Origin of the sequence: Polaribacter butkevichii, from assembly GCF_038024105.1 — a bacterium.
GTDB lineage: Bacteria > Bacteroidota > Bacteroidia > Flavobacteriales > Flavobacteriaceae > Polaribacter > Polaribacter butkevichii.
Genome location: NZ_CP150661.1, coordinates 1,610,812 through 1,630,432, shown reverse-complemented (window position 1 = coordinate 1,630,432; position 19,621 = coordinate 1,610,812). Strand labels below are relative to the sequence as shown.

The 19,621-nt window shown below is 30.2% G+C and carries 14 protein-coding genes; 1 reads left to right on the top strand and 13 read right to left on the bottom strand.

The genetic code is table 11. The features are described 5' to 3' along the window. Positions 1-4: 4 nt before the first annotated feature. The 8 genes from WG951_RS06810 to WG951_RS06775 form a co-directional block, all read right to left on the bottom strand. On the bottom strand, positions 5-607 hold the full coding sequence (locus WG951_RS06810) for a WbqC family protein (protein WP_105050492.1): 603 nt from the start codon (positions 605-607) through the stop codon (positions 5-7). 84 nt (positions 608-691) lie between these two features. Next, entirely contained in the window at positions 692-2,389 is a 1,698-nt protein-coding gene (lepB, locus tag WG951_RS06805) for a signal peptidase I (RefSeq protein WP_105050493.1), read from the bottom strand. A 78-nt stretch (positions 2,390-2,467) separates the two neighbouring features. Next, positions 2,468-3,169, bottom strand: coding sequence for a 4-hydroxy-tetrahydrodipicolinate reductase (gene dapB / locus WG951_RS06800; protein WP_105050494.1), 702 nt, complete (start codon positions 3,167-3,169; stop codon positions 2,468-2,470). A gap of 1 nt (position 3,170) precedes the next feature. Next, the gene (locus tag WG951_RS06795) at positions 3,171-3,761 is read right to left on the bottom strand and encodes a DUF5683 domain-containing protein (protein WP_105050495.1); all 591 of its coding nucleotides are present in this window, start codon (positions 3,759-3,761) and stop codon (positions 3,171-3,173) included. Beyond that, complete coding sequence (locus tag WG951_RS06790; protein ID WP_105050496.1) at positions 3,762-4,646, bottom strand: ParB/RepB/Spo0J family partition protein; 885 nt, start codon at positions 4,644-4,646, stop codon at positions 3,762-3,764. It abuts the gene before it with no gap. Between the two features lies 1 nt (position 4,647). Continuing rightward, entirely contained in the window at positions 4,648-5,412 is a 765-nt protein-coding gene (locus WG951_RS06785; RefSeq protein ID WP_105050497.1) for a ParA family protein, read from the bottom strand. A gap of 191 nt (positions 5,413-5,603) precedes the next feature. Then, complete coding sequence (locus WG951_RS06780) at positions 5,604-7,064, bottom strand: aminoacyl-histidine dipeptidase (protein ID WP_105050498.1); 1,461 nt, start codon at positions 7,062-7,064, stop codon at positions 5,604-5,606. Between the two features lie 27 nt (positions 7,065-7,091). Then, on the bottom strand, positions 7,092-7,724 hold the full coding sequence (locus WG951_RS06775) for an NAD(P)H-dependent oxidoreductase (RefSeq protein ID WP_105050499.1): 633 nt from the start codon (positions 7,722-7,724) through the stop codon (positions 7,092-7,094). Positions 7,725-7,835: 111 nt separating this feature from the next. Here WG951_RS06775 and WG951_RS06770 point away from each other — a divergent pair, with 111 nt between their 5' ends. Next, positions 7,836-9,107 carry a DUF2851 family protein gene (locus WG951_RS06770; RefSeq protein ID WP_105050500.1) on the top strand — a complete coding sequence of 424 codons (1,272 nt, stop codon included), beginning with the start codon at positions 7,836-7,838 and terminating at the stop codon, positions 9,105-9,107. A gap of 3 nt (positions 9,108-9,110) precedes the next feature. On the opposite strand, the gene WG951_RS06765 is transcribed toward WG951_RS06770, so the two are convergent. From WG951_RS06765 to WG951_RS06745, 5 genes are all read right to left on the bottom strand, one after another. After that, a complete protein-coding gene (locus WG951_RS06765; protein ID WP_105050501.1) occupies positions 9,111-11,537 on the bottom strand; it encodes a zinc-dependent metalloprotease in 2,427 nt (808 codons plus the stop codon). 143 nt (positions 11,538-11,680) lie between these two features. Continuing rightward, a complete protein-coding gene (locus WG951_RS06760; protein ID WP_105050502.1) occupies positions 11,681-14,134 on the bottom strand; it encodes an alpha-ketoacid dehydrogenase subunit alpha/beta in 2,454 nt (817 codons plus the stop codon). Between the two features lie 180 nt (positions 14,135-14,314). Next, positions 14,315-15,973, bottom strand: a complete 1,659-nt coding sequence (locus tag WG951_RS06755) for a hypothetical protein (RefSeq protein WP_146105313.1) — start codon at positions 15,971-15,973, stop codon at positions 14,315-14,317. A gap of 11 nt (positions 15,974-15,984) precedes the next feature. Next, on the bottom strand, positions 15,985-16,656 hold the full coding sequence (locus WG951_RS06750) for a hypothetical protein (protein WP_105050504.1): 672 nt from the start codon (positions 16,654-16,656) through the stop codon (positions 15,985-15,987). A 104-nt stretch (positions 16,657-16,760) separates the two neighbouring features. Next, entirely contained in the window at positions 16,761-19,520 is a 2,760-nt protein-coding gene (locus WG951_RS06745; RefSeq protein WP_245893556.1) for an aminopeptidase, read from the bottom strand. Between the last annotated feature and the right edge of the window lie 101 nt (positions 19,521-19,621).

Genomic DNA, 19,621 nt, shown 5'->3' with positions numbered 1-19,621 from the left:
TTTATTATAAATAACTAATTGTATTTGGACCTTCCATAAAAAGCAGGTCTAAAACAGATAAATTAGGGATAAAACCATGCTTGTCATCAAACATTTGAATATATTTTTCTACAGTTTTTTTAGGTTGAAACTTTACATCAGCCAATTCTCTAAAATCATTTTTATCTGTAGTTATATTATATTCCTTAGTTTTAGAATAGGTTAGTGGTATTTGTAAAGCATCTGCAATAAATAAATGTGCATCAATATTTACATCTTGTAAAAATGTATATTTTTTTGTAAAAATAGTACGTAAATCATCTTCATAAAATTCGTAGAAAGGAGATGTTCTATAAGCGGTTTGTAAAGATTTTAAATGATGTGTTTGCCAGTGAGCATCATTATCTACCAATAAATCTTTTGTTTTTTTTCTTTGAGAAGTACCTTTGTTTTTATCCTTTACAGGGATGTTTAATAGCTGTTTTCCGTTAGCATTAAAGATATAACATCTATTTCTATAGCTTTGTTTCTGAAAATTATCTTCCATTTCAAAAACAACAGAATCTGATTTTACAATTTCTGAATATTGAGAAATAGGAGAGAAGTAAGTTGGAATAAAAAGTGACATTATATTTTAGTTTTCAGTCTTTGTATTCAGTAGCAGTGGTTTCTAATCAATTGAAAATAGAAAATTACTACTGAATACGATTTACTATTTTTTAACCTTTTTCCCTTTGTAAAAACTATAGCCTATATATAAAGCTATTAAAGCTAAAACGTAATATCTGTAAGAAACCGGTTCTCCGTCTCCGCCAACGGTTGTAAACATTCTGTTCCAACGGATTGATTTTATTTTTTCTCCAAAAGTAGGTGCATTTGCATCCCAACTAAACCAAATCATAACCGGTTTACCTAAAACATGATCAAAAGGCACATAACCCCAATAACGGGCATCTAAAGAGTTGTGTCTGTTGTCTCCCATCAACCAGTAATAATCTTGTTTAAAAGTGTAGGAATCTGCTTTTTTACCATTGATAAAAATATTTTCTCCTACAATTTGTAAATCGTTATTTTCGTAGTTTTTAATAATTTGGGCATAATAAGGAATAGATTTAGTATCTATTTTTACTGTTGCACCAGCTTTAGGAATATAAATTGGTCCAAAATTATCTTGACTCCATTTATTTGCTTCTACATGCGGAAAAATAGAATTATCAGCACCATGGTTAACCTTTTTAACCGATACAGTTAATGGATATTTTTTAAGTTCGATAACTTCATCTTCAGTTAAATTGATGTTTATCTTGTTAGCTACATTCGTCATTTTTAAACGACTTGCTAAATCTTGCGAAACACCACCTGCAACTTCAGTATATAGAGAGTCAGAACCTATTTTAGATAAGTTTGCACCTTTTTTAAAGGCTTCTTGTACTTTAGGGTTGTTCCAATATTCATTTAAAATTTTGTAAACACCTGTTCTTTCTTTCTTGATTAAAAACTTAGGAAAGTTATTGATATCAATGGCAGATTTAGATTCGTATGTATAATAAAATTGTATTTTGGCTCTGTAAGGGAGTTTGTTTTTTTGCCCATTTATATATACATAACCATCTTTAATTTCTAAAGAATCTCCTGCAATACCTACACAACGTTTTACATAGTTGGTTTTTTTATCTACAGGTTTGTAGGTAAATTTACCAGAAGTATCTCCCCACATAGTTGCCAATGTATCTGCAGGCCAATTAAAACAAACAATATCGTTATTTTTAATTTCTTGTAAACCAGGTAAACGGGTATAAGGCAATTGTGGCTTTTTTAAATAAGATGCAGTTCCTACAATAGGTAAGGAATCATGAACCATTGGTGCAGCAATTACTGTAGACGGAACTCTAGCACCATAATGAAACTTGCTTACAAAAAGATAATCTCCTACTAATAAAGACTTCTCTAAAGAAGATGTTGGTATGGTAAAAGGTTGCATAAAATAAGTGTGTACCAAGGTTGCTGCAATAATTGCAAAGGTAATAGAGCTTACCCATTCTCCTAATTCAGAGCGTGGTTTTAAACTTCTTTCTGCATTGTATTTAGCATCTGTAGCATAGTTGATATAAAAAATATACAAACCTAATGTTAGAATTACTAAAAGAGAATCTATTTTTTTGTAAAAACCAAAAGTTCTAATAGTTTCTATCCAAATAACAGGAAACATTAACAGGTTTACAATCGGAATGAATAGTAAAATAATCCACCATTTTGGGCGTTTAATAATACTCATTAAAACAACACCGTTATAAATAGGTATTGCTGCCTCCCAAGCTTTTCTACCTGCTTTTACATACAATTTCCAAGTTCCAAGAAAATGAATTACTTGTATTACTAAAAAAAAGATAAACCATTCTGTAAATGTCATAATATTGTACTTTAATTTTCTCTAAAGAGAAGATTTTTATTTTTTATAGGACGATTAATTGCCTAATTGTTACTGTTTTTAACGGATGTTTAACACATCTTTCATAGAGAAAACCCCTTTTTTTCCAAGAATCCACTCTGCAGCAACAACAGCACCTAAAGCAAACCCTTTTCTGCTATGTGCCGTGTGTTTTATTTCTATAGAATCTACTTCAGAATCATACCAAACAGTGTGAGTTCCTGGTACATCAGGAATTCTTTTTGCCACAATAGGGATGTTTTCTTCGGATGTTTTTTCGTCTAGCTCCCAATTATTTTTAGAAGAATTTTCTATAATTCCTTCTGCCAATGTAATTGCAGTTCCACTTGGTGCGTCTAATTTTTTTGTATGATGAATTTCTTCCATAGAAATATTGTAGTCTTCTAAAGAACTCATCATCTTTGCCAATTGTTTGTTTAGCTCAAAGAAAATATTTACTCCTAAACTATAATTAGAAGCATAAATAAAGGCGCTGTTTTTTTCTTTACAAAGTGCAACAGCATCATTATATTTATCTAACCAACCTGTAGTTCCAGAAATAACAGGAACCTTATTGTTTATACAGTTTGTTATGTTGTTATAAGCAGAAGAAGGTACGCTAAAATCGATGGCAACATCTGCCAAAGTAATATCTATTACATCATCTACGTCTTTTCTAATAACTATTTCATGTCCACGAGATAAAGCAATTTTTTCAATTTCTTTACCCATTCTACCATACCCTAATAGTGCAATCTTCATTTTAAAAATTATATTTAATGGTTAGACCTACTTTTGGAGCTTCGACATATATTGGGTCGTTTAAAAAAGTAGGTTTAAATGATAAATTATCATCTGTGTTAAATTGTAGTAAATGTGCATTTACACTTGCTTCTACAATTTGTAAAACATATAAAATTACTGTTGTTAAAAGAGACATATCTCTATTTTCTCTTAATTGATCTTGTGCTCTTTCTAAAGTTTCTAAAGAAATAACCTCTTTTCCATCAACCGTAAATTCATCTACTAAGTTGTTTTTTCTTAGTTTGTATGCAGTTCTATATCTTTTGTATTCTTTGTTGTTGTCTAAATAATAATAAATACTAGTTCCCATGGCTCCCCAAACAATTGGAGCTTTCCAGTATTTTTTATTATAAACTTGTCCCATTCCAGGAAATATAGCAGAATAAAATGCTGCTTTAGATGGGGCTACAGCATCGTAAACTCCACCTTTTTCAATTTTAATATCTCCCTTAACTTTGACACCTTTTACATTAAGTGAATCTTTCTGCCCAAAAATAGTTGCAGAAAAAAAAGCAAGGAATATTATAAGTATATATTTTTTTGAAAGCACTTATTTTAATAAGTTTTTTATTCGGTTGAAATCTTCTTCAGAATGAAAAGGGATTGAAATTTTTCCTTTACCATTATTACTAACAGTAACGTCTATTTTATGGCCAAAGTATTCGCTAATATCTTTAACACTATTTTTAATGTAATTTGGTACTGCTTTTTTCTTTGGTTTAGCAACTGTACCAGATTTTAAGCTTTTTACTAAGTCTTCTGTTTGTCTTACAGACAATTTATCTCTTAATATTTTTTCGTAAATAGCTAATTGATCTTCTGTGTTTTCTACATTAATCATAGCACGACCATGCCCCATAGAAATAAAACCATCTCTCATACCTGTTTGCAAAATTGGATCTAATTTTAACAAACGTAAATAATTGGTTACTGTAGAGCGTTTTTTACCAACTCTTGTACTTAGCTCTTCTTGAGTTAGCTGAATTTCATCAATTAAACGTTGGTAAGACAAGGCAACTTCTATAGGATCTAAGTTTTTACGTTGTATGTTTTCTACCAAGGCCATTTCTAGCATTTCTTGGTCGTTGGCAAGTCTTATATATGCGGGTACTGTTGTGTTACCAATTAATTTTGATGCTCTAAAACGACGTTCACCAGAAACTAATTGAAATTTATTTTTGTCTAATTTTCTTACTGTAATTGGTTGTATAACCCCTAGTTCTTTAATAGAACTTGCTAATTCTCTTAATGATTCTTCATCAAAATAAGTTCTTGGTTGGTATGGGTTAACCTCAATTAAATCTAATTCTATTTCAATAATACTTCCAACAACTTTGTCTGCATTTTTATCTGTTGCAGAAATAACGTTAGATGATTCTTGTAACAAAGCAGATAATCCTCTTCCTAAAGCTTGTTTCTTGGTTGCTTTTGCCATTTTACGAATTCTTTTTTAATAATTCTTGTGCCAAATTTAAGTAATTTACGGCACCTTTACTTGTTGCATCGTATGCAATAATACTTTCTCCGTAACTAGGAGCTTCTCCTAAACGGGTATTTCGTCTAATAATGGTGTCAAAAACCATGCTAGAAAAATGTTTCCTAACTTCGTCTACTACTTGATTAGATAGTCGTAATCTAGAGTCGAACATGGTTAATAATAAACCTTCAATATCTAACTCAGAATTATGAATATTTTGTACACTTTTTATGGTGTTTAATAATTTACCTAATCCCTCTAAAGCAAAATATTCACATTGAATAGGAATAATTACAGAATCTGCAGCTACTAAAGAGTTTAAAGTAATTAAACCTAATGATGGAGCACAATCAATTAAAATATAATCATAATCGTCTTTTATTTCGATTAATGCTTTCTTTAACATGTATTCTCTGTCTTGCTTGTCTACCAGTTCTATTTCGATAGCCACCAAGTCTATGTGTGCAGGTATAATATCTACATTAGGAGAATCTGTTTTTACAATCGCGTCTTTAGCAGAAATCGAATGTTCTAAAACTTGATAGGTTCCTGACTCTATAGTTTCTATATCAATTCCCAAACCAGAAGAAGCGTTTGCTTGTGGATCGGCATCAATTAATAAAACTTTTTTCTCCAAAACACCCAAAGAAGCAGCTAAATTGATGCTTGTTGTTGTTTTACCAACTCCTCCTTTTTGATTTGCAATAGCAATTATTTTACCCATTATAAAAGTTTTCTTTAGAAAAAGTAAAATTACGTTTTTTTATGTTTTTAGAAAGTGAAAGATGTTAACAAAAAGGTAAAAATGTAAATTACAGTATTTCAAGTGTTTAAGTTTGTTTTTTTTAAGCTTTTAAACAAATTTAAATAAAAAAAACCGAAGGTCTACTTCGGTTTTAAACATGCTGTAATCTTTTATTTTTTTGGTATGTTCTTTAGAATTTCTATTAAAAATTTCCAGAATTTTTGTGTTGATGAAATACTTGCTCTTTCATCTGGAGAATGTGCTCCTCTTATTGTTGGTCCAAAAGAAACCATATCCATATCTGGATAATTTTGTCCTAATATTCCACATTCTAAACCAGCATGACAAGCAGCAACATGTGCTTTTTCTCCATGTAAAGTTTCATATAAATTAGAAACTACATCTAAAATAGCAGAATTTACATTTGGTTGCCATCCTGGATATTCACCGGATAAATCAACATCAAAACCAGATAATTCAAAAGCAGATTTTAAAGAATTTGCTAAATCAGATTTATTACTTTCTGATGATGAACGCGTTAAACAACCAATTTTAATATGCCCGTCTTTTACAATTACTCTCGCAATATTGTTAGACGTTTCAACCAAATTAGCAATATCTGGACTCATTCTATATACACCATTATGAGCTGCGTAAATAGATTTTAATAAACCTTCCTGTACACCTAATTCCATTACATTTTCTGGAGAAGTAGTTTCTTGAATGTCAATGTTTAAGTTAGGTTCTAATGTTAAGAACTCTTCTTTTATAATGTTAATAAGTAAGTTGGTTTCTAAAAGAAAAGCTTCTTTAGAAATAAGGTCTACAGTAACAATCGCACTACTTTCTCTAGGAATTGCGTTACGTAAACTACCTCCATTTATTTCAGAAATTTGTAAACCAAAATTGGTATAACCGTCAAATAATATGCGGTTCATAATTTTGTTTGCATTTCCTAATTCTTTTATAATGTCCATTCCAGAATGGCCTCCATTTAAACCTTTTACGGTAATTGAATATGCAACAGAATTTTTAGAAACTTCTTCTTTAGCATAAGTTCTAGTTGCTGTAACATCTACACCACCAGCACACCCCATTCCTATTTCATCATCTTCTTCTGTATCTAAGTTTAAAAGTATATCACCTTTTAAGATTTCTCCTTCTAACCCCATTGCACCTGTCATACCAGTTTCTTCATCAATGGTAAATAATGCTTCAATATTTGGGTGTTGTAAATCATCCGAAGATAAAATAGACATAATTGCTGCAACACCTAGACCGTTATCTGCGCCTAAAGTAGTTCCGTCTGCAGTAACCCAATCTCCATCAACCAACATTTTAATTCCTTCTTTGTCAAAATCAAAATTAGTGTCAGCGTTTTTTTGATGAACCATATCTAAATGACTCTGTAAAACTACTGTTTGTCTGTCTTCTAAACCTTTTGTTGCTGGTTTTGATATAATAACATTACCTACTTTATCTACAAAGGTTTCTAGATTTAATTTTTTACCAAAATCAACCATAAACTGAATTACGCGTTCTTCTTTTTTAGAAGGACGAGGAACTGCATTTAAATCTGCAAAGTGATTCCAAACAATTTTAGGTTCTAAATTTCTTACTGCTTCACTCATTTTATCTAATAATTTTATGGTATAAATTTAGTTTATTTCTATTACAATGTCTTGCGTTTCTTTTCTAACTTTTGTTAAATCTTTCATGTAACAATCATCAGCTCTAAAACCTACTGGTAATACCAATACGGATTTTAAATTTTGTGCTTCTAGCTTTAAAACTTCGTCATATTTTTCAGGAATAAAACCTTCCATTGGGCAAGCATCAATTTTTTCAACAGCACAAACAGTCATTAAGTTTCCTAGTGCTATGTATGCTTGGTTTTTATTCCACAAAGTTAATTCTTCTTGTGTTTTTCGTTCAATATCTGCCGTTAAAAAATCTTTAAAAGGTTTTATAATTGCATCTGGTGTATTTCTAATTTTCTTTAACAAACTAAAGTACTTTTCTACTTCGGTATTTGTGTAATTAATAGGAATACAAATTACCAAAACATGAGATGCTTCTAGTATTTGGTTTTGGTTCCAGGAATGAGTTACTAGCTCTTTCTGAATTTCTTTGTTTTTAATTACGATGAGCTTTAAAGGTTGCAAACCGTAAGAAGTAGCGGTTAAGTTAAAGGCTTCCTTTAATGTGTTTATTTGTTTTTCTGAAAGTTGTTTTTCTGAATCAAATTTTTTAACAGCATAACGCCATTTTAAACTATCTATAATATTCATTTATCTTAATTATACTGCAAAAATAAGGCATTCTTTTAGATGAGTTATCTAAAGCGATTATAAATGTTTATAAGTGTATAAATGATTTTTTGTATATTGAAAACAAAAACTATGAATGAGGATTTTCTTCATTATGTATGGCAATATCAATTATTTTCTATTGATGATTTAAAAACAGCTACTAAAGACGCGTTATCAATTCTTAAAATTGGAATACATAATCATAATTCTGGACCCGATTTTTTAAATACCCAGTTAAAAATAGACAACCAGCTTTGGATTGGTAATGTAGAAATACATTTAAAATCGTCTGATTGGTATGTGCATCACCACGAAGTTGATGAAAATTACGATGCTGTTATTTTGCATGTTGTTTGGGAAGATGATGCAACAGTTTTTATGAAAAACAACAAACCTTTACCTGTGTTGGTTTTAAAAGATTTTGTGTTTAGTAATGCTCTAAATAATTATCGTAATTTATTTTCATCGAAACCACGTTGGATTCCTTGTGAAAAAGAAATTAATACAATTGATAACTTTACGGTTGATAATTGGAAAGAACGCTTGTTTTTTGAAAGATTAGAACGGAAATCAAATGAAATGAATCAACTTTTGGTTGAAAATAAAAATGATTATGAAGTGGTTTTGTTTCAACTATTAGCAAAGAACTTTGGATTAAAAGTAAATGGAGATGCTTTTTTGTATTTAGCAAAATCTTTTGATTTTTCTGTTTTAAGAAAGGTAAGAGATGATGAAAAACAACTTACCTCTTTATTGTTTGGACAAGCAGGTTTTTTAGAAGATGTTGTTGAGGAGGAGTATCATCAAGAATTAAAAAATGAGTACAAATATTTGCAACACAAATATCAATTAAATGCTATTTCTAAGAATCAGTTTTCTTTTTTTAGAATGCGACCACCAAATTTTCCTACCATAAGGATAGCTCAATTAATTTCTTTGTATCATCTGCATGCTAATTTGTTTTCTAAAATGATGCAAACAGAAACATTAAAAGAGTTTTATGATTTGTTTGAGGTAAGTGTAAATCCGTTTTGGAAAACACATTTTACTTTTGATAAAGTTTCTAAATCATCACCTAAAAAACTAACAAAATCGTTTGTAGATTTATTGTTGATAAACACTATTGTTCCTTTAAAATTTTTATATCAAAAAAATAGAGGAGGAGTAAGTGAAAATGACTTTTTAGATATTCTTCAAAAAATAAAAACAGAAAAAAATAGTATTATTTCTAAGTTCGATGAAATAGGAGTTAGCGTAAAAAATGCCTATGAGAGTCAGGCTTTGTTAGAGCTTAAAAATAACTATTGCGCAAAGAAACAGTGTTTACAATGCGCAATAGGAATTAAATTAGTAAGAAAATAAAGACTATTTTTTAGGATTTAAAATGTCATTTATTTTGGCATAACAATCTTTATAATGATATTTAGAAATTGTATTTATTGCTCTTTTACTTGCAATATTTACTTGATATTTTAATACTTCTAATTCCCCTCTAACAATAGATGATATATCGTTGTTTTTTGTGGTTTCATCATTTATTAAATTTTCCATTCTAGCTATAAAAACTTTCTGCAGGTTTCTTCTTTGTAAGTCTACATTTTTAGTTGAATTGGTTTCAGAGAAAATACCTTTTCTTAAATCTTTAACCATGTCTGAAGCAGCGTAAAATTCTTTTTGAATTACTTCTGCATCAATCATTCTGTTTAAAGTACGGTAATTTAAGAGTGTACCTAGAGTTCTCTCTTGGTAACGACCTAATTTATCTGTATATCCTGTTTCTTCAATCTTGTTTAAAATGTTTTTATCTAACAACCATGTTTGTGTTTTAAAAACATTTTTTTGCAACCAAGCCATTGCTTCTTTTTGCTTTGCTTTTGTAACAGGTACATAAACGTCTCCAGATTGCGATGGTTTTTTATTAAACTCATAAACACCACCTATGTTTCCGGTAACATGACCAACGTATCTGCCCCAAACACTTAATAATTCTCCGTATAGTTCATCTAAATCTTCGTAATTATTTGTTTGATTAGAGGTCCAGTTCGGGAGGTTTTTAGCAACAATTTTTAAGTTTTTTACACCATAAGTACTTGCCTTAACCTGGTCGTTTCCAATTCCTTCTGTTTGAGCAGAAGGATCAAAACGTTGTCCGCCAAATCTATAAACAGGGTTGTCTGCTTTGTCTTCAATCCATTTATCTAAAGTCTTTACTTCATCTTCTGATTTTGTTGCATTGGGTATGGTACGATATCCCCAGTTAATAGCATAATGGTCGTAAGGCCCAAGTTGTCTTATAAAACGAATATTTTTATCACCAGGTTGTGCAACATAATTGTAACGCGCATAATCCATTATGGTTGCTGCAATACCATTTTTTTGAGTGAAACTCCCAGAGCGTAAAGAATCTACAGGGTATGCGTAACTTGCAGCCATGTTATGAGGCAAGCCTAAAGCATGCCCTACTTCGTGAGAAATAACCATGCGCATCATTTGTCCAATATCTTCAGCAGGAGTGTCTAATGTTCTTGCAGATGGGTTTGCGGCTCCAGTTTCTAGTAAATATCTATTTCTGTATGAGCGTAGGTGGTTGTGGTACCAAATAATATCACTTTCTAAAATTTCTCCAGATCGAGGGTCCGAAACACTTGGTCCGGTTGCGTTTCTTGTTGTGCTAGCTACGTATCTAATAGAAGAATAACGAACATCTTCCATACTAAAATCTGGGTCTTCTTCTTTTGTTGGTGGTAATTTTGCCATAATAGCATTTTTAAAACCAGCTGTTTCAAAAACTTTAGCCCAATCATCAACACCTTGTTTGATGTATTTTCTTAGCTTTTCTGGAGTTGCAGGGTCTAAATAATATACAATTGGTTTTATAGGTTCTACCAATTCTCCACGATTGTATGCTTCCGTATCTTTAGGTTCTAGCCTCCATTTTTTAATATATCTTTTTTCATCTGCTTTTAAAGCTTCTGAACTGTAGTCTACGTTTCCGATAGAGAAATAACCAACCCTTTTATCATAGATTCTTGGCATCATTGGTTTTTCTGGTAATAAAATCATAGATTGATTGATGCGCATTGTAATAGTATTTGTGCTTGCATTACTTGGTGGTTCGTCGGCATCAAAAGTAAAGTTTTGTACAACTTCTATGTTTTTAGGAAAACTTCTTATAGAGCTTATAAAACTCCTAGAATCATCTAATCTTTTTATTTTGTATGTTTTTCTGAATCTAGAAGGTAATCCAGAAATTGCTTTTACATCAGAAGAAAAGAATTTTGTTACATCTACTAAAACAGTAGTAGAATCTGTGTTTTGTGCTTTAATATCAAAAGAATAAATAATAGGTTCTAAATTGTTAGATTTTACCGATTTATAAATTGGTAGAGAATCATTTGCAACGGCATCATAAGATTTTATTTTTAATAAAACTTTGTCTTTGTAGTGTTCCCAAACGACTACTTGTGTGTTAATTTTAGAACCGGCATTTACATAGCCACCACCTAAACCTGCAGGAATGTCTTTTAACCTGGTTACTAATAGCATTTCTTTACCTAAGTAAGATTTTGGAATTTCATAAATAAATTTTTCTTTATTGATATGAATTTTAAAAAGTCCGTCATCTGTTTTTGTGTCTTTATTTACAAAGTCAGAATATTTAGGCGTTTTACTTTTTGGGGATACTTTTGAGGTTTGATCTGTTTTTTTGTCTTTTGATTTCTTCCTTTGAGCTTCTACAGTTGTAGTTATTGAAAGGAATAAAATAAAGTAAAATAGTAAGTTTTTTTTCATAAAGAGTTTGATAAAAGGATTAAGAAGCGAAATTAGTTAAATAGCTTTTTGTATTTTCTTAAGGTTATCTTATAGTTCTGTTAAAAAAAAGTGCTCAAAATTGATGAATTTTGAGCACTGGTATTTTATTTTAAGATTAGAATTTAATATAAACTCTTATATTTATTTGGATTTGATTCGTGCATAATCTCATAAATTTTTTCAAAAATATCTTCTGCAGATGGTTTAGAAAAGTAATCTCCGTCTGTACCATAAGCAGGTCTATGTGCCTTAGATGTTAATGTAGATGGTTTGCTGTCTAAGTGTATGTATGCATTTTGTTTTTCTAAAATATTTTGCAAAATGTATGCAGAAGCTCCTCCCGGAACATCTTCATCTACTACTAATAATTTATTTGTTTTTGCAACACTTTTTACACAGTCATTATTTAAATCGAAAGGTAGTAAGCTTTGTGCGTCTATAATTTCAATATCAATGTCTACTTGTTGTAGTTCTTTTGCGGCTTCCTCAACAATTCTTAAGGTAGAACCATAAGAAACCACAGTAATATCTGTCCCTTCTTTAACAGTTTCTACAACTCCAATTGGTGTTTTGTATTCTCCTAAATTTATAGGTAATTCTTCTTTTAATCGATACCCGTTTAAGCATTCTATAACTAATGCAGGTTCATCTCCTTCTAGTAAAGTGTTGTAAAAACCAGCTGCTTTGGTCATGTTTCTAGGTACTAAAACATGAATTCCTCTAACGTTATTTATAATTCCTCCCATAGGAGAACCAGCGTGCCAAATACCTTCTAGTCTATGGCCACGTGTTCTAATAATTAAAGGTGCTTTTTGTTTACCAAAAGATCTATAATGCAGTGTTGCTAAATCATCACTCATTATTTGTAACGCGTAAAGCAAATAGTCTAAATATTGTATTTCTGCAATAGGTCTTAAGCCACGCATTGCTAGTCCTATACCTTGACCAATAATAGTTGCTTCTCTAATACCTGTATCTGCAACTCTTATTTCTCCATATTTTTCTTGAAGACCTTCTAAACCTTGATTTACGTCTCCAATAAAACCAGCATCTTCACCAAAAATTACTACTTCAGGATGCTTTTTTAGGATGGCATCAAAATTATCTCTCATAATAATTCTAGCATCAACTAACGTTTTGTTTTTAGCGTAAATTGGGCTTTTTTCGGAAACAGCTACAGCGTTAAAATCAGATTCACTGTTTAAGTGTGTAGAAAATTTTTCTGTAGCAGCTTCAATTGAATTTTTTATAAAATTTTGAAGTAATATTTTTTCAGCAAAACTTTCATCTTTTATGTAACGAAGCGTTTTTCTTGCGGCAGATAAAATGTCTTTTCTACTTGGTTCTACAATAGCAATTAAATCATTTTTATACTTATTAATAAAACTGCTATTTTTACTTTTACTAGCCACTTTTTCTAATAATTGGCAAGCAGTATTTACTTCTGATTTTATTTCGTTAATAAAAGCGTTCCAAGCATTTCTTTTAGCGCTTACAACTTCTTTTTTTGCTTCTTTTTCTAAGATGATAATTTCTTCTTCCGATTCTACAAAACGTAAAATTTCTCCATCTTCCGTTTCTAGTTCAAAATCTAAAATCCAGTTTCGCATTTTAGTAATGCAATCGTGTTCTTTTTCCCAATTTAATCGGTCTTTACTTTTATATCTTTCATGAGATCCAGAAGTAGAGTGTCCTTGTGGTTGTGTTAATTCTTTTACGTGTACTAAAACCGGTACGTGTTCTTCTCTTGCAATTTTTGCAGCTTTGTTGTAAATATCTACTAGTTGAACATAGTCCCAACCGTTTACAACAAAAATTTCATATCCATTTTTTTTATGATCTCTTTCAAAACCCTTTAACACTTCAGAGATGCTTTCTTTGGTTGTTTGATGTTTGGCGTGTACAGAAATTCCGTATTCATCATCCCAAACACTCATTAACATAGGTACTTGTAAAACTCCAGCAGCATTTATCGTTTCAAAAAATAAACCTTCACTGGTACTTGCATTTCCAATAGTTCCCCAGGCAACTTCATTTCCGTTGATAGAAAAATTAGATTTATGTTGTACACTTTTTTCGGTTCTGTATATTTTAGAGGCTTGTGCTAAACCTAATAAACGTGGCATTTGACCAGCGGTAGGAGAGATGTCTGCACTAGAATTGTACTGTTTTGTTAAATCTTTCCAGCTACCATCTTCATGCAAACTATGTGTAGCAAAGTGCCCACCCATTTGTCTTCCGGCAGACATCGGGTCTGCTTTAATATCTGTATGTGCATACAAACCTGCAAAAAACTGTTGTGCAGTTAGCTCACCAATAGCCATCATAAAAGTTTGATCTCTGTAATAACCAGATCTAAAATCGCCTAGTTTAAAAGCTTTGGCCATTGCTAATTGTGGTACTTCTTTACCATCACCAAAAATACCAAACTTTGCCTTTCCTGTTAAAACCTCTCTACGGCCTAATAAACTACATTCTCTACTAATTTTAGCTATTCTGTAGTCGTTTAAAACTTCTGTTTTAAAGTCCTCAAAAGAAAGTTTTTGTTTATTCTCTATATGTGTATCTTGCAGCATTTATGTGAGATTTTTAAAGTACTACAAAGATAGTTTTTTTAGTTGATATCTAAAAATTTATATATTTGTTAAGAATATGGTAATTTTTTTGCTGATTTTTAGTTTTTTTTGAATTTTATTTAATAAAAAAGAGATATTGTTTTCACAATACCTCTTTTTTTTGCTTATAATGTTATTGGATTAGAATAATCTGTCGCATAGGTCAGAAGGAATTTCATAACTGTCATTTATATATTCCGTTTTATCAAAAGAAATATTTTGGTAAAAGTATTGTCCATTAAAATAGGTTCTAAATTCATACTCTTTATTTAAATTAATGTTTCTTATAGTAATTTTACCATCATAAACATATCCTAAATAGCTCCAATATGTACGCCCATAATAATTTGTCTTTTTCATATAAAGAGGAATGGTTGGTGCTATAATTTTACGATTACATTTACCTTGATAATTAACATTAACATTAACAGGTAGTGGAGGAAGTTTTGATACAATATTGGAAACATCTACATCTACAGAGCCTACATTACAAAGATTGACGGCTTCTGATCTAAATAATATTTCACCTTTGTCATACCTGTTAGATCCGCTATAAACAATTAATTGAACCTTTCTATTAACAGGTGCATTATTTATTTCAAATGTTTGACCATCATACCAAGAAAATGTTTTTCCTGAATAAGGAGATATAGGTTGGTTTCCGTTTTCATAGAAGAAGTCGCTAAATAACCTATATCCATTTGAGTTGTTTACTCCACTCATAGAAATATTTATTTTAGCTACTCCCGATGGGGAATAACTAGAACATCTTGTTCCTTTGTAATCTAAATTGTACCAAGATAAATGTGTTGTTGTGTATTCTATTATTAAATTATTATTATCAACCTTTACAACACCGTCTTTATGGAAATCCCACTTACCGTCATCTTTACTATAGGACCAAATAGGAATGGTGTCACCTTTTTTAATTTTAATACCTGTGTCTGGGTTAATGAAATTTGCATCTATTTTCATTTTAATGCTTATTGGTTTAGAAAAGTTTTTAACTTCTTTATTACCTATTGTCATATTAATAGAAGCAAAACCAGCCGTAATAAAATAGGCATTATTTAAAATATCTCCATTTTCGTCTGTGATTTCTGCTGGCATAAATCCTCCTGGAAAAGAATCTAAAGATTCAGAGTTGGCGCTATTGAAATGAACTAATTCACTTTCAATTTCTGTTCCCGAAATATCGTTGCCATTTTCGTCTTTAAAAATAGTTCCAGATTTTATGGTTATTTCTGTATTGGTTCCGGCTTTTAATCCAGAAGTTTCAAAAATAAAATCTTTGGTTAAGGTGTTGTTGGTTAGTGTTTCAGTTGTTTTTTTGTAATCTATTCCTTGAGCTGTATTTAGTTTGTTTACTACGTTAGCGCTAATTGAAGCAATAGAATCTGTTGGCGATAATACTATAGGAATTGTAGTTGTTAAGTATTGGTCTCCAGTAATTTTTACTAAAAATTCTACAGTTTCGTTACTTGGGTTTTTATTGGGGTTAACGGCTAGAGCAATTGTTCCTCCAACAACTTTTGCTGAATTAACATTGTTTCCGGCATCTGTAACAATTTTGTCGGCATCTTTACCGATAACTTCTACTTGTAAGATATTATCACCTTCTAAGTTTAATTGGTTTACAGGGTCAAATACTTCAATAACAATTTGTTGCTTAAATATAGAGCTTTTAACAATGATGTCAATATCTTCCGTAATTTCATCAATTCCTTTACAAGACATAAGTGTCGCAAAAGATATTGCTAGACAAGTTATTATAGTGGTTACTATTTTCTTTGTTTTCATAGTGTTTAATTTTAAAATTTATAAGCAAGTCGTATTTGTATTCGAGGTATCATTTTAAATTCATCTAGAGCTTCTTGAAGATTCTCTTTTTGGGAAGTAGTAGATTCTAGTAAATTAGTTGCTGTTAAGTCTACTTTAGGAGATGAAGAAAAGTATGAGCCAAATTCTATACCAATTCCAAGCTTTTTTTTAGGAATTGCTCTACCAAACCCAAAACCAAGGTAAGGTGCAACACCAGACCAATTGATATCTGTTATAATTTCTCCGGCATCTTTGTTAATAATTATTACATCTCCAAAAACAATGTCTTCATTATAAGTTACCACTCCATTAATGTTTACTTTGTTAAGTATACCTATGCCGGCTGTAAGTTTAAAAGAAGAGTTCTTAAACGGAAGATATTCGATTCCAAGATCAATAATAGATACCTCTAAATTTGCTAAGATGTCAACTAAATCATCTTTAACTTTTACATCTTCCTGTTCGTAATCTTCAATTTTAAGTGAGTGCCAAACTACTTTAGCATTTAGTTTAGGTGTTAATTTCCGCGCGTACTCCAAACCTAGTCCTGGAGATCCAAAAGAAACTGCAAAAGCATTTTTTTGTTGATTTTCTTGTGCTTGTCCTAAGAGGCATAGACAAAGAAAAGAGGTTAATAAAAGTTGTTTTTTTTTCTTTTTCATAAATTTAAAATTTTGGTTATTTAAGTTTCAAATTTATGTGAAAAAGGAATAGTCAATATACCTAATTATAGGTATATTGACTATTTTAAACAGTTTTGTGAATTTTATAAAAAACCTCTCTTAAAAAAATTATAAATAGATTTTATATCCGCAGATAAAGAGAATCTGATTTTTTCTGGATAAGCGGCTTTAGATACCTCCCAACCATTGTTAGAATAAAAAGGAAAGTAGATTTCGAATATTTCATGTACAAAGTTAAAACGAACTCCGTTTTCGTAAGCAAAATACAGTGGTTGTTTTTTATTTTTTAAGAAAGCAACATCGTTATAAATTTCTAACCAACGCCATATGCCAATGCTAGAGTTGTTAGAAACCATAAACTGATTTGCAAACCTTGTTGGAAGCACAGATTTAAAACCTCCTTCGGTGATAATGTATTGTTGGCTAAAAAAACCAGAGCTTTCAGATCTACCTAAATAGTTTAATTGAAATAGATAATCATTACTTCTGTCTAAACCAAAACTAAAATAATTTCCCTCGGTTTTATTGTTGAAAAAAACACCTGCAAAAAGTCTAAAATCTAATTGAGTGTCTGTTGATGTTAAGGTTCTAAATCTTAGATCTAATGCTGCTTTAGAAAAGTTTTTAGCAAATTCGGTACTAAAACTATATCTAAATTCTTTAATAATGTCTGGGTTAGAGTAATTGTAACTTAGGCTTAAAACACTATAACTATCTTGGTCTGTTTTTGTGGCATCTGGAGCAATTTCTTTTTCGATATGAATTAATTTTGCTCTAAGAGATTCTGAGGTTGCATCTCTTAGGGTTTTTCTTTTAAAAAAAATGTTTACATAAGGTATAAGAGAGTTGTAAGATAAGTTTGGTGCGTAATCCGAGGTGCCACCAGCAAACCCGTAAGAAACTTTATAGATTTTTGTTTTTTCAAAAAACTGATTATACAATAAAGAGAAACTTCCGATAACGGTATTACTTTTTGTAGCGTAATAAGGAGCAACTTTAAATTCGAAGTTTCTTTTTATGAGTGGTTTGTTGTGTAGTTTTACGCCAAGAATTAAACCGTTGTAAAAATTATAGTTTGCATCTGGTTGATAAAAAATTTGATTGTAGTCTGGACTGCTTATATCTTTTAGAAATGAAACTTTAACAGGTTTGTTAAAAATCTTTTTGTTAATTGTTTTCCAGTTGTTTAACGTATTTAATTCTGGATATAAGTTTTCGTAATTTAAAACAAAAGTGTCATAATTACCTTTTTTAAACTTTACAGTTTTAGAACTATCTATGTCAGAAATCCATTTTTTAATTTTAATGTCTTTGCCTTTTAGTGCATAAATAGCCAATGGTGTAGTTATATTTCTTTTGTTTTTTATGGTAACAGAAATACTATCTTCTTCAATGTTGATGTCTTCTATTTTATGGTCTATCTTTTTATTTGTTTTTACAAAATCATTAAAAAACCAATCTAAATTTTTAGTTGTTTTAGAAGAGAGTAATTGATTAAATGTGTCACTTGAAATAATTTTTAATTGATTTTTTTGATAGAATTCCTGAATTGTTTGGTTTAGAATACTATCACCTAAATACCCTTTTAAGAAACGAAAACCCAAACCAGCTTTGTATTTGCTAACAATTCGTCTATTAAAGTTAGAAAGAGAATCTGCAGAGGTGTTTAATGCTTGATCTAAAAATTTACGTGCTGTAAATTGATATACAAAAGGGTATTTATCATTAAAATTTAACTTAGAAACATTAAATCGTTTTAAAAACCAAGAATCAGAGGCGTTGCCTAAAAGTTTAATTTCTGGATAAAATTGTTCTACATATTCTATCATTAAATAGTTTTGTATTCCATCGATTAACCAATAATCTTTTCTCTTATTTAAAAGGAGTGTGTTTTCTATGTACCTTTTTGTTAGCGCTTTAAACATAGTCATATCCCATTTAAAAGTATCAGAAAATGGGCGTAAAAAATTTGGTAACTGATTTAAACCATAGATTCTATTTTTACTTTGGGTAGCTTTATCAATATAAATTTCTTTATGTGGGTATTTTCCTAAATATTTTTGAATAAAAAGTAACTCTCTATTTAAGATGCTTGTTGTTAAATTGTAATCTAATTCTTTTGAAAAAACATCTGTATGTATGGTAACAGATTTTGTTTTGTAGGTTTTTAGTTGTTTGGTTTTGTTAATGCCAAGAATTACATCCGTTTTATTTTTTCCAACTAAATAGTAATTATTAATGTTTTCTTTTGCAATTTTATATTGATACAAATTAGATTCTACAACAAAATCTTTTGGTACATCTATTTCAATTTTAAAATCAGTGCCTTTTTCATATAAATCATCTAAGTTTAGATTGCTCATAAGTTGCCAACCCTTATTGTAAATAGCGGGTGTTAGGTACCAGTTTCTAAGTTGATAACCTGTTTTTGTTTTGCCGTATTTAGTAAAACGATCGCTTGGTATTTTTACAATATAGGTAGCAGATATTGTAATTTTTGAATTTGGGTATAAAGGTCTGTCTAGATCTATTTCTATAATGTCTGATTGTTTATCTACCTCTTTAAAATAAACATTTTCAAAATCTACAGAAATGCTTTTTATGGTTGATGAACCAAGTTCTTTTTCTTTAGCAAAGTATAAATCTTTTCTAAAGTCTTTTATAAACCTTTTAGATAAAGGTGTTTTTCTATCTCTGTAGCTATTTGCCCAATTATGAAGATAAATACTAGTTAAAATTGAGTCTGAGGTATTGTAAAAAACAATTTCTTGTTGAATTTTTAATTCGTCTTTTTCTACATCTAGTTTAGATTTTATGTTGATTGAATTCTGTTGAGAAAACAAAAAAGGAGATGCTAGAAAGCAAAGAAGTAGTATGTAGTAACTTTTTTTCAATTAAATCTTAATGATTATTTAGTGTTTTTCTTGCTGTTGTATTTGTAATT